This window comes from Victivallis sp. (genome assembly GCF_048170485.1).
In the GTDB taxonomy this organism is placed as follows: Bacteria; Verrucomicrobiota; Lentisphaeria; order Victivallales; family Victivallaceae; genus Victivallis.
In genome coordinates this window covers 21,030-32,132 of sequence record NZ_DBEXAY010000276.1, presented here as the reverse complement: position 1 = coordinate 32,132, position 11,103 = coordinate 21,030, and the positions used below count along the sequence as shown (strand labels likewise).

Genomic DNA, 11,103 nt, shown 5'->3' with positions numbered 1-11,103 from the left:
GGCCGTCGATCTCGCCGGCCGCACCGCCGGATTCGCGCTGATGCGCGGAGAGGAGCTTCTGCTTGCCCGCACCCGGCCGATGCGTGGCCGCGACTCCGCCGGGCTGGCTCCGTGGATTGCGGAGGAGTTGAAGGCATTCGGGTTCACCGTCAACGACGTTGCGCGGTGGAGCGTCGGTTCCGGCCCGGGCAGCTTCACCGGGATGCGGCTCGCCGCCGCCCTGGTGGCCGGCTGGACCTTCGGCAAAACCGGCGTGGAAACGCGCTGCATTCCAACCGCGACCGCCTACGCGGTGCGGGCCTCCGCCGCGGAGGGAGAGAAGATCGGCTGTCTCTTCGACGGCCGCAACCACGAGCTGATCTATTTCGGCATGATCGTCCGCGACGGAGAACCGGTTCCGACCGGGGAAGAGAAGGTGCTCAACCGGGAGCAGACGGAGTCGTTTTTCGCCGCCGCTCCGGCGGAACACCTGGTCGCCTCGTCGACGGAACTTCCCGCGCTGGAGCTCCTGCTTGACAAAGCGGTGCTGCAACGGGTGCTTCCGGTGGAGACGCCCGACTTCACCGCGCTCATCCGTGCCAAATTCCGCCCGTACGACAACAACCTGACCGATCTGGTCTACATTCGCCCGGCGGTGTTCACCGCCCCGCAGACCGGAGCGTAACCGATGGCGAAGGCGGCCGGGAAAAAGAAAGCCCCTGTCAAACGCGCGGCCAAGGCGGTGAAACGGGCCGCCGGAAGCGCAAAGGAGGCCGGGGTTGGAGGAGTTCCCCGTTTCCTGCTCTGGTTCGGAGCCGGATTCGCGGGACTTCTTCTCTGCCTGTTTCTCGTTGCGGCCCTGCTGTTCAGCCCGCTGCCGGAGCTCTCTCCGGCGCCGCTCTCCGCCGACGACATCGCCTACCAGAACGAACTGCTCATGCGGATTACGAAGGAGGTGTTTCAGGGCGAACCGGAGGAGTCGGAACTCATTTTAACTCCGGAGAAGCTCGATTCACTGCACCGCATTGCCGACAACGGGTTCGCCCTCACGTCGCTCTTTCTCTCCACCTCGGCGCTGCCGCCGCGCTACTACGGCGCGACGCTCCGGGAGGGAGCGCTGGATCTGACGGTGCCGGTCGTCACGCCGCTTCGCTGGCTGTTCGGCGGCATCATCCGGCTGTCGATGACGGTGGTTCCGGAAAAAGACGGGGAGTGGATCGATCTGGAGTTCCGCCGCTTCCGGCTCGGGAGCATCCCTCTGCCCGCGTGGCTGGTGGAGCAGTTCGCCGCGTCGGAACTGCGCAAGCGCCGGAACGATCCGCAATTCCGCAAATTCGACCGCGCGGTGAAATCGCTCTACATCGGCAGTGACGGTGCACTGCACATTCTCTACCGCCCGGCGGAACTGCGCGGCGCCATTCTCCGTTTCTGAGGCGGGGAAGATGGGTCACGCCTCCGGATTCTGCGGAACGATTTCCGGTTCTACGAGCAGATCCGGCGGGTTCTCCGGATTGCAATGGTCTTTCCCGCCGGTGGCCAGCAGTGTCTCATAGTATTTTTTCTTGTATTGCAGCACCTCCATCTGGGCCTGGAGATTTCGCATCTGCTCCCGCAGGATCTTCTCCTGCCGGAAGATCAGTTCCGCCCTCTCCGGAATGGTTTCATCGCCCTGCCGGCACATGTCGATGTAATGCTTCACCCCTTCCACCGGCAGACCGGTCGCGCGCAGACAAACCACCAGCTTCAACCAGCTGACGTTGTAATCGGAAAAGAGGCGGCTGTTTCCGGCGCTCCGATCCACCCCCGGAATCAGTCCCGCATTGTCGTAATAGCGGATTGTATAGGGCGTGACCCCCATGATCTCCGCCACCTCCCGGACCGTATACTTCGGCGTCCGGTCCCGGAGAATCTGAAACCCATGCTCTCCTTTCATCGCCATTCCTCCTGCGGCATTCCTGTTGTTCGATGTTGATTTCGATGGGTTCAATATACTTTCCCGAGAGAAAAATGCAAACAACCCAATTCTGCACAACACGCTTTTCGCTCTTCCGAAAAAAATTCTGCGGGAAAACGGAAACCGCTCTTGGAATTCCCTTTCCGGCAGATTATGTTATACCCATGACCGTCAATTATTACATCGCCGTTACCGCCGCAGTTGCGGCGGCTGTTCCGTTCGCCGCCGCCGGGTGGGCGCTCCGCCGTCCGCTCCCGGAAAAGACGGCACGCGGCATCGTCTTCGCCGCCGCCGCCGTCTTCGCGCTGGCCTACTGGGGAGCCGGCGTCGTCAAATACCGCGCCGATCTCTTCGGGCTGTGGGACTTCGGCATCTACGACTCCATGCTTCACATCGCCGCGCAGGGCGGCGGGCTGTTGCGGGACTTCCGCGGCGGAGCGTTTGACCACTTCTCCCCGGCGGCGCTGGTGCTGCTCCCCTTCTACCAGCTGTGGGATTCACCGCACTGGCTGATCGCCTTTCAGCCGGTCGTGATGGCCGCAGCCGCAATTCCGCTCTATTTCGCCGGATTGCGGCTGCTTCGCAATCCGGTGTATGCCATGCTCGCGCCGCTGCTCTACCTCTTCAACCCCTACTTCGCCCGGCTGGCGCTCTTCGACTTCCACATCGAATGCCTCTTTCCGCTCTGGTTCGCGCTGGGGTTTCTCGCCTGGACTCAACACCGGATGCGGCGGTTTCTCTTCTGGATGCTGACCCTGCCGCTGATCAAGGAGGATTTCGTCATTCCGCTCGGCGCCGCCGGGCTGTGGATGCTTTCTCTTCGCGGCCGCCGCCGGGCGGGTGTGCTCTGCCTCGCCGGAGCGCTCCTCTGGACCCTCTTCATCCTGAAAATCCACTTCCCACTGCTGGTCAAGGCGGACTACTGGCACTACGGGAGATACGAGCTTTTCGCGCCGACCCTCTCCGGCACGCTCGCCAACTTCGGCGCCATGCTCGCCCGGCTGGTTCAGCCGCATGTTCCAGCGGTATTGCTGAGCGTGTTGCTCCCCTTCGCCTTCCTCCCGCTCCTCTCCTGGCGGGGGCTGATTCTCCTCGTCCTGCCGACGCTCGGGATTCAGCTGGTGAGCGCCTTCGATCAACAGCAGCTCCTCTTCAGCCACTACGCCTCGGCGCTGGTCGGGGTCCTGCCGGCGGCAACGATTCTCGGGCTCCGGCAGCTCCGGATTCTGCTGTGGAAACAAAAACTCACCCGGTACATCGGAGCCGTCGCCGGTGCCGCACTCGGAATCATGCTGGCGAGCCACATCCTCTTCGCCGATCTGCCGCAGAACCGCTATTACATCCACCTGGCCGGCTACGACACCGCCCGGGGCGGTTCCCTGCTCGCCATCCCCTTCTCGGCGGAACGGCGGGAGGAGTTGCGCGGCAAACTGCAGAACGCCGCCGAATTGAAGAAGGTCACCGGCCGGATTCCCGACGGCGCTACGGTGGTGGCCCAGAATGAGACCGGTCTAAAACTGCTCCGGCGCTGTCAGGTGTTCAATGTCCCGGGGCCGGAAAAGGCCGACTTCTACCTTTTCGACCGGGAAAACCATCACGGGTACGAGTCGCCGGAAGAGCTCAATTCCCTGCTGATGCGACTGCTTCGCGATCCGGATTACCGGTTCGAACGGTACGGGAAAGGGATCCTGCTCTTCCGGAAACTCACGCCTTCGGTCAGAACGAAACGCTGACGTCGCCGGAAATCTTCGTCGGCGGATCCATCAGCACGATTCCGGCCGGACAGCTCCAGTTGCGCTCCCAGGTGCGCAGCAGCAGCGGGTCGGTCGGCTCGCCCCACGGATTGAGGTCGATGATGAGGATCTTTCCCGAGGCGGTGAAGTAGATATCCATCACCAGCGTCTTGACCGGCAGCAGCCAGGAGATGCTGCGCACGAAATCCTCCGCCTTCTCCCAGAGCTTCTCGCGGATGCCCTCCAGCCGCCGGAAATGACGGTCGAGGTTGTACTGGCTCATCGCCACCAGACGCCCCTCCCACAGAAAGAGGCGGAACTCCCGGGTGCGGTTCATCCGGCGGAAGGGGCGCAGACAGACATACTCCACCTCCCCGCGCCGGGCGGACTCCCGCACCTTTTCACTGCGGACGAGGTACTTCCAGGCGCTTTCCGGGGAGAAGACCGCGCCGCGCTTTCCGGCGAACCGTTCGGTATCGGTCGGCGCACAGCGGTCCACCGAGACGAAGCAGTTGCCGGGAATCGCCGCCATCGGCTGACGCAGATCCTCGATCACCCGCTTCACCGCCGGGTTGCGCCCCTCCTCCTCCCGGTCGAAATCACCGCCGGCGATCAGAATGTTGAGCGCATCCTTGCGCAGTTTGACAAAGGAGGTCAGAAACGTATGCCCCGCCAGCACCGGATACCAGACGGGCGTGCGAAGAAAATCAAGTTCAGCAGCATTCATCGGAAGTTCTCCTCATTTGACTCGGAACCGCTGCGTTCCAGCCGGGCCGCGGCGATCATCCAGTAGATCACCAGCCCGATCATGAACACGGTGCTGTAGCTGAAAAACGGCAGGTCAAGCGCCGGGAAACACCCCGCGACCAGCATCACCGGGAATCCGGCATACACTCCGACCTTCCAGAATTGGGCAAAGTTCAAAACCACCTTGCGCCCCCCGAGCGAAAGCCGGGAGACGCCGGCAAAAATCAGCGTGTAAAGCAACGCCAGCAAAAGCAGTCCGGCAAAGCGGCCGAGAAACACCAGAAGCGCGACCGAACTGGCCACCGCGTCGAAGAGGCTCGCAACCGGAATCTCCGGCGGCTCCTGCCGCGGCCAGAGCGCGGTCACCTCCACCCCGGTGGAAAGGAAGTCGCACAGCTCCCGGGTGGAAAAACTGCGGAACGACAACCCGATTCCCCGGAACAGCGGAACCGTTCCGGGCGCCGGTGCCGCCTGCTCCGTTTCCGTCGGCCTCTCCAGCCCGAACTGCCAGTTCCCCGGCTCCACCTGCCAGGCACAGCCGAGGAAGCGGGGGCTCCAGATCACCAGATAGTCGAGCAGAGCAATGGAATCCGGGTCAACCGCCATCCCCGCCTTGAAGTCGGGAACATAGCTGATCCGGCCGTTCCACGGCAGATCCAGCGAACGCGCCTCCTCCGGCCGGACCGCCGGGATCAGCGCCTCCGGCGTCATGCGGATCTCCGAACCGAACTCCGCGGTAATCCGGCGCTCCACCTCGTCGATCACCCGGCCCATCCGGGTTCCCTCTCCCCAGACGATTCCGGCGGAGACCAGGAGCGTCATCAGCAGAAGGTGCCACAGCGTGCGCCACACCGAATTGTACCGCAGCCGGGAAAAGATCTCCGTACCGCAGCAGGTGCCGCGGAGCGCCCCCCAGAAGCCCACCGGCTCCGGAACTCTCTCTTCCTGCTCCATTATTTTACCTTCACCCGATGGAAATGGTGCCGCTCCCCGAAACGGATCAGCTGTTTCAGCTCGCGTTCGACGGTACGGGCCGCCTCCGGCGTCAGCCGGTCGATGAACAGCGTGCCGTCGAGATGGTCAAGTTCATGCTGGATGCACCGCCCGAGCAGGCCGCCGCATTCGCATTCGATCCATTCGCCGTCGAGCGTCTGCGCCCGGAACACCACCGAAGCAGGGCGCACCACCGGCGCAAAGAGGTCCGGCAGCGAAAGGCATCCTTCGTCGTGAGAGGTAAGATTCTCCGACGAGGCGACGATCTCCGGATTGACCACTGCCAGCGGCATCTTCGGCAGCAGCAGCCGTTCACCGGTCGACGGGGTATCCCCCATCGACTCCAGCGGCACGTCGAAGACGACCAGCCGCAGGGACTCCCCCGCCTGCGGAGCGGCGAGACCGATCCCCTCAAACGCCTGCATCGACTCGATCATCGAGGCGGCCAGCTGCCGGATTTCCGGCGTCACAGCGGCAACCGGTTTCGCCTTTTCGCGCAGCACCGGGTCGCCGACGGTATGCACCACGTAACGTTTCTTATTCTTGAAGAACATAGATTTTCCACTCCATGCAATACTGTGGATTAATGTACATCCCGGCGGAAATTCTGTCAACCGGCACACGGAGGAAAAAGCAAAAAACCCGGTCAGGACCGGGTTTCGGAAGCGTCGTTCACATACCACTCCGGCGTGATGCCGAGGCGGCCGATCTTGTAGTGGATCACCCGCGGGGAGAGGCCGAGGTCGCGTGCCGCCGCGGACATGTTGCCGTTGTTCCGCTTGAGCGCTTCGACAATCAGCTCCCGCTCGTAGGAGTTGACCAGCGTGTTGAACGAGGCGTTCCCCTCGGGGAGCAGCTCCGAACCGGACTCCTTGCCGGTCTGGAGCGACGGCGGCAGATTGTAGCCGTGGATGCAGTCGTCGGTGGCAGTCAGCACCGCGCGCTCGATGCAGTTCTCCAGCTCGCGGACGTTGCCGGGCCAGTGGTAGCTCATGAGCATGTTGATCGCCGGGGTTGAAAGGCGTTTGACCTTTTTGCCGTAGCGGAGATTGTGCTTCTCAATGAAGTGCTCGGCCAGCAGAATGATGTCGCCGCGCCGCTTGCACAGATCCGGCATCATGATCGGGAAGATGTTCAGCCGGTAGTAGAGGTCCTCGCGGAACTTCTTCTGCTGCATGAGCTCCTCCAGATTGCGGCTGGTCGCGGCGAGAAACCGCACATTCGATTTCAATTCGACGTTGCTGCCCACCCGCGAGAAGGTACGCTCCTGAATGAAGCGCAGCAGTTTCACCTGCGTGGTGAGCGAGAGATCGCCGATCTCGTCGAGAAAGAGCGTCCCGCCGTCGGCGGCCTCGGCACGGCCGATCCGCCGGCAGGTGGCGCCGGTGAAGGCCCCCTTCTCGTGGCCGAACAGTTCGCTCTCCACCAGATTCTCCGGCAAAGCGGCGCAGTTGAGCGTCACAAAAGGCTTGTCCTTGCGGCTGGAGAGTTCGACGATCGCGCGGGCGACCAGCTCCTTGCCGGTGCCGGAACTGCCGCGAATCAGCACCGTTGCATCGCTCGGCGCCACCTGACGAATCAATTCATAGATGTTCTGCATGCACCGGCAGTTGCCGACCAGTTTGCCCGGATTGCCGGTGAGCATGTTGCGCAGTTTCCGGTTCTCTTCGAGCAGGTTCTCTCTCTCCTCGTGTTCCTGCAGACAGACGGCGACCGCGTCGGCGACGATGTTGCCGATGATTTCGAGCAGCGCAAGATCCCGTTCCAGATCGGTTCCGGCGACATTTTCGCGGTCGATGCTCAATGTCCCGATCACCTGGTCCATATGGAAAATCGGCACACAGAGAAACGCCACAGGGTGGTCGGTCTTGCGGCTCCCGGTCCGGTTCAGAAAGCGGGGGTCACGGGAGATGTCGGGAACCAGATGGGGGCGGCCGGTCTCGGCCACATGGCCGGTGATCCCCTCCCCCAGCCGGTAACGGCCGAGCTGCTTCTCCTCCTCGTCGAGCCCGTGAGAGGCTTCGATGGTGAGCGTATCGCCGTGGAGAAGCGTAATCGTGCCGCGAAGCATCCCCATGCGGCGGTTAAGCACCGCCAGAATCTCATTGAGCAGAGCATCGACATTCCGTTTGTGAACGACCGCGGAACTGATCTCCTGAAGCACAAGGATCTCCTGCCCGAGTGTGCCGGCTTTCGGTTTCATCCCATCTCCCTTCTTGACTGCAAACGATTCAGATCAGGCTGGCACGGCAGATGCGCTCGACCGCCTCCGCCGTCTCCGCCCGGTCGCCGAACGCCGTCAACCGGAACCACCCTTCCCCGCCGGGGCCGAATCCCACACCGGGGGTGCCGACCACCTGGCAGACGTTCAGTAATTTATCAGCAAATTGCGTGGATTCAAGTCCCGCAGGCAATTTCCACCAGATATAAGGCGCATTTTTTCCGCCGAACACCTCAAATCCGGCCCCGATCAGGCCGGAACGAATCAGTTCCGCGTTGCCCATATAGTAGTCGATCACCTCGCGCGACTGCTTCATTCCGGCGGGGGAGTAGACCGCTTCAGCGGCTCGCTGGACGATGTAGCAGACGCCGTTGAACTTGGTGCACTGGCGGCGGAGCCAGAGCGCGTTGACGCTCTGCATCTTCCCGGAGCTGTCACGCCGCCGGAGCGCCTTCGGCACCACGGTGAAGCCGCAACGCACCCCGGTGAAGCCGGCGCTTTTCGAGAAGGATTTGAATTCGATCGCCACCTCCTTCGCCCCCGGAATTTCGTAGATGCTTCCGGGCAGTCCCGGTTCGCGGATGTAGGCGCTGTAGGCGCTGTCGAAGAGGATCACCGCTTCCTTCTCCCGGGCATACTCCACCCAGCGGGTGAGCGCGGCGCGGTCGAGCACGGTGCCGGTCGGATTGTTCGGCGAACAGAGATAGACCAGATCCACCCGCTCCTTCGGCGGTTCCGGAGAGAAGCCGTTCTCCTCGGTTCCGGCGAGGTAGGTGATTCCGGCGAAGCGCCCGTCGGGACCGAATTCGCCGGTGCGGCCGGCCATCACGTTGCTGTCGAGGTAGACCGGATAGACCGGGTCGCCGATCGCCACCCGGGCGTCGGCGCTGAAAATCTCCTGAATGTTGCCGACGTCACACTTGGAGCCGTCGCTCACGAACACCTCGTCGCGGTCGATTTCGATGCCGCGCGCGGTGTATTCGCCGCGGATGATCGCGTCGATCAGGAAGTCGTACCCCTGCTCCGGACCGTAGCCGCGGAAGGTCGAGGCGTCGGCCATCTCGTCGACGGCGGCGTGCATCGCCTCGATCACCGCCGGCACCAGCGGCCGGGTGACGTCGCCGATGCCGAGACTGATGATCTTCGCGTCGGGATGGGCCGCGCGGTAGGCGTCGACCCGCCGCTTGATTCCGGCGAACAGGTAGCTGCCGGGCAGTTTGAGATAGTTGGAGTTGATTTCACACATCGCTTTAGAACCTTTCCATCCAGGCGCCCTGGAACACTTCGCAGGCGGGCCCGGTCATGTAAACGTGATTGTCGGCTTCGGAGTATTCGATCTGAAGTTCGCCCCCGTCGAGCAGGACGGTGATGCAGCGGCCGGTCCGGCCGGTGACGACGCCGGCAACCGTGGTGGCGCAACTGCCGGTGCCGCAGGCGAGCGTCACGCCGCAGCCGCGCTCCCACACCCGCATTCTGACCATCTGCGGGCTGATCACTTCGACAAACTCCACATTGGTTTTGTTGGGGAAGAGCGGGTCGCACTCGATGCGCGGCCCCCACTCTTCGAGTTTAATGGCGTTGATATCCGGCACGAAGATGACCGCGTGCGGATTGCCCATCGAAACCCCGACCGCCTCCAGCCGGATTCCGGGAAGGTCGAGCGAAAGGCTCCGGGCGTCGGACTCCGGATCACCGGCGACCGGAATCTCTCCGCGCAGCAGATGCGGCTCCCCCATGTCGACCCGGACGGTTCCGTTGTCGAGCACCTTCGGCCGGACGATGCCGCCGCGGGTGTGAAGTTCGAACTCTCCGCCTTTCGCGAGCTTGTTCCGCCGGATGTAGATCCCGACGCAACGGGTGGCATTGCCGCACATCTCCGTCTCGGAGCCGTCGGAGTTGTAGATGTGCATTTCAAACGCTTCGCCGCCCAGCGGACGGATGGTCACCACGCCGTCGGCACCGATGCCGAAGTGACGGTCGCAGAGATGTTCCGCCGCGGCCCGGAAGTCGAACCCGGGATTCTTGTCCGGCTCGGCGATGATGAAGTCATTGCCGAGTCCGTGCCATTTGGAAAAGATCATCTTTCATTCCTCCTCATGCTTTCATCCAGCGCGCGGGCGACGCGGCGGCCGTCGACGATGGCCCGCACCACCAGCGAGGCGCCGTTGGCGGTGTCGCCGCAGCAGAAGATGTGACGTTCCGGATCGGAGAGCACCCGGCCGCGCGGATCGACCGCCAGCCCGAGTTCGGCGGCGACGCCCTCCGGCGAGACGCCGGAGAACCCCATCGCCAGCAGTACGAGGTCCGCATCAATCCGCCGGGCGGAACCGGGAACCTCGGTGAATTTCAGCGGCCGGCCGACCGGCGAGAACTCCCACTTCACCTCCACGACATCCAGACCGGTCACCCGGCCGTGTTCGCCGAGGAAGGCGCGGGTCGAGACGTTCCACTCGCGCGAACCGCCCTCGCGGTGGCTCGACGACGTGCGCAAAAGATAGGGCCACTCCGGCCACGGAGTCGAAGGCGAACGCTGTTCCGGCGGCTTCGGCATGATTTCGATCTGGAGCACGCTCGCCGCGCCCTGCCGGATCGACGTGCCGACGCAGTCACTGCCGGTATCGCCGCCGCCGATCACCACCACCCGCCGTCCGGTCGCGGAGACCGGCACAACGGCCGCCTCGCCGCCGATCACCCGGTTCTGCCCCTGCAGAAACTCGAGCGCGAAGTGGATGCCGGCCAGCTCCCGGCCGGGCATCCGCAGATCCCGCGCCTGCGGCGTGCCGATCGCCAGCACGACCGCGTCGGAACGGCGCGCCAGATAGGCGCCGGAGACGTCGCTCCCGACACGGGTATTGCAGATGAAGCGGATGCCGGAGGCCTCCATGATCTTGATCCGGCGGTCGATCACCGCCTTGTCAAGCTTGAAGTCGGGAATGCCGTAGCGGAGCAGTCCGCCGGGTGCCGCATTCGCCTCATAGACGGTGACCGTGTAGCCGAGCCGGTTGAGTTCGTCGGCGGCGGCGAGACCGGAGGGGCCGGAGCCGATGACCGTCACCTGCTTCCCGTTGCGGTGCTCCGGGACGAACGGCTTGACCCAGCCGTTCCGGAAGGCGGTCTCCACCGTCACCTTCTCCAGCTGGCGGATCATCACCGGCTCTTCGTTGATGCCGTCGGTGCACGATCCCTCGCAGAGCGCGGGGCAGACCCGCGACGTGAATTCCGGGAAGTTGCTGGTCGTGTTCAGAATCTCCCACGCCCGGCGCATATCCCCCACGGCAACCGCGGAGTTGATCTCCGGAATGACGTTGCCCAGCGGACAGCCGGTGCCGTGGCAGAAGGGAATGCCGCATCCCATGCAGCGTTTCGCCTGTCCCGCAATTTCCGCACAGGTGAGCGGCCGCTCCACCTCTTTAAAATCCCGCCGGCGCTGTTCGACCGGGCGGTAGATATCGTGAATTCTGTTGTTCATCGTACAG

At 63.5% G+C, this 11,103-nt stretch carries 11 protein-coding genes; 3 read left to right on the top strand and 8 right to left on the bottom strand.

The features are described 5' to 3' along the window. Together tsaB and ACMLHG_RS14290 are read left to right on the top strand one after the other, a co-directional pair. Positions 1 to 664, top strand: a 664-nt coding sequence (gene tsaB, locus ACMLHG_RS14295; protein WP_417170928.1) for a tRNA (adenosine(37)-N6)-threonylcarbamoyltransferase complex dimerization subunit type 1 TsaB, incomplete at its 5' end; no start/stop codon positions are given. Positions 665 to 667: 3 nt separating this feature from the next. Next, on the top strand, positions 668 to 1,411 hold the full coding sequence (locus tag ACMLHG_RS14290) for a hypothetical protein (protein WP_417170927.1): 744 nt from the start codon (positions 668 to 670) through the stop codon (positions 1,409 to 1,411). A 15-nt stretch (positions 1,412 to 1,426) separates the two neighbouring features. On the opposite strand, the gene ACMLHG_RS14285 is transcribed toward ACMLHG_RS14290, so the two are convergent. After that, positions 1,427 to 1,912 (bottom strand): MerR family transcriptional regulator, encoded by a 486-nt coding sequence (locus ACMLHG_RS14285; RefSeq protein WP_294434589.1) that lies wholly within the window; start codon positions 1,910 to 1,912, stop codon positions 1,427 to 1,429. Between the two features lie 185 nt (positions 1,913 to 2,097). Between ACMLHG_RS14285 and ACMLHG_RS14280 the strand changes: the two genes are divergently transcribed. After that, positions 2,098 to 3,666: a DUF2079 domain-containing protein gene (locus ACMLHG_RS14280; RefSeq protein ID WP_417170926.1), complete on the top strand. Its 1,569-nt coding sequence runs from the start codon at positions 2,098 to 2,100 to the stop codon at positions 3,664 to 3,666. Here ACMLHG_RS14280 and ACMLHG_RS14275 read toward each other — a convergent pair. The 7 genes from ACMLHG_RS14275 to ACMLHG_RS14245 all read right to left on the bottom strand — a co-directional run bounded on the left by ACMLHG_RS14275 (position 3,650) and on the right by ACMLHG_RS14245 (position 11,096). Continuing rightward, entirely contained in the window at positions 3,650 to 4,393 is a 744-nt protein-coding gene (locus tag ACMLHG_RS14275; RefSeq protein ID WP_295810731.1) for an ATP-grasp domain-containing protein, read from the bottom strand. The two genes, ACMLHG_RS14280 and ACMLHG_RS14275, sit on opposite strands and share 17 nt — an antisense overlap. Beyond that, on the bottom strand, positions 4,390 to 5,367 hold the full coding sequence (locus ACMLHG_RS14270; protein ID WP_294434593.1) for a hypothetical protein: 978 nt from the start codon (positions 5,365 to 5,367) through the stop codon (positions 4,390 to 4,392). Before ACMLHG_RS14270 ends, ACMLHG_RS14275 begins: the two co-directional genes overlap by 4 nt. Continuing rightward, complete coding sequence (def, locus tag ACMLHG_RS14265; RefSeq protein ID WP_417170925.1) at positions 5,367 to 5,960, bottom strand: peptide deformylase; 594 nt, start codon at positions 5,958 to 5,960, stop codon at positions 5,367 to 5,369. The genes ACMLHG_RS14270 and def overlap by 1 nt, the downstream gene beginning before the upstream one ends. Before the next feature lie 92 nt (positions 5,961 to 6,052). Then, on the bottom strand, positions 6,053 to 7,609 hold the full coding sequence (locus tag ACMLHG_RS14260; protein WP_417170924.1) for a sigma-54 interaction domain-containing protein: 1,557 nt from the start codon (positions 7,607 to 7,609) through the stop codon (positions 6,053 to 6,055). A gap of 28 nt (positions 7,610 to 7,637) precedes the next feature. Then, the gene (locus ACMLHG_RS14255; protein WP_295810723.1) at positions 7,638 to 8,873 is read right to left on the bottom strand and encodes an LL-diaminopimelate aminotransferase; all 1,236 of its coding nucleotides are present in this window, start codon (positions 8,871 to 8,873) and stop codon (positions 7,638 to 7,640) included. Between the two features lie 4 nt (positions 8,874 to 8,877). Next, positions 8,878 to 9,708, bottom strand: coding sequence for a diaminopimelate epimerase (gene dapF / locus ACMLHG_RS14250; RefSeq protein WP_417170923.1), 831 nt, complete (start codon positions 9,706 to 9,708; stop codon positions 8,878 to 8,880). Next, a complete protein-coding gene (locus tag ACMLHG_RS14245; protein WP_417170922.1) occupies positions 9,705 to 11,096 on the bottom strand; it encodes a glutamate synthase subunit beta in 1,392 nt (463 codons plus the stop codon). The genes dapF and ACMLHG_RS14245 overlap by 4 nt, the downstream gene beginning before the upstream one ends. Between the last annotated feature and the right edge of the window lie 7 nt (positions 11,097 to 11,103).

Coding starts and splice junctions, on each gene's coding strand:
- ACMLHG_RS14290 (WP_417170927.1), top strand. CDS start 668: ATGGCGAAGGCGGCCGGGAAAAAGAAAGCCCCTGTCAAACGCGCGGCC.
- ACMLHG_RS14285 (WP_294434589.1), bottom strand. CDS start 1,912: ATGAAAGGAGAGCATGGGTTTCAGATTCTCCGGGACCGGACGCCGAAG.
- ACMLHG_RS14280 (WP_417170926.1), top strand. CDS start 2,098: ATGACCGTCAATTATTACATCGCCGTTACCGCCGCAGTTGCGGCGGCT.
- ACMLHG_RS14275 (WP_295810731.1), bottom strand. CDS start 4,393: ATGAATGCTGCTGAACTTGATTTTCTTCGCACGCCCGTCTGGTATCCG.
- ACMLHG_RS14270 (WP_294434593.1), bottom strand. CDS start 5,367: ATGGAGCAGGAAGAGAGAGTTCCGGAGCCGGTGGGCTTCTGGGGGGCG.
- def (WP_417170925.1), bottom strand. CDS start 5,960: ATGTTCTTCAAGAATAAGAAACGTTACGTGGTGCATACCGTCGGCGAC.
- ACMLHG_RS14260 (WP_417170924.1), bottom strand. CDS start 7,609: ATGAAACCGAAAGCCGGCACACTCGGGCAGGAGATCCTTGTGCTTCAG.
- ACMLHG_RS14255 (WP_295810723.1), bottom strand. CDS start 8,873: ATGTGTGAAATCAACTCCAACTATCTCAAACTGCCCGGCAGCTACCTG.
- dapF (WP_417170923.1), bottom strand. CDS start 9,708: ATGATCTTTTCCAAATGGCACGGACTCGGCAATGACTTCATCATCGCC.
- ACMLHG_RS14245 (WP_417170922.1), bottom strand. CDS start 11,096: ATGAACAACAGAATTCACGATATCTACCGCCCGGTCGAACAGCGCCGG.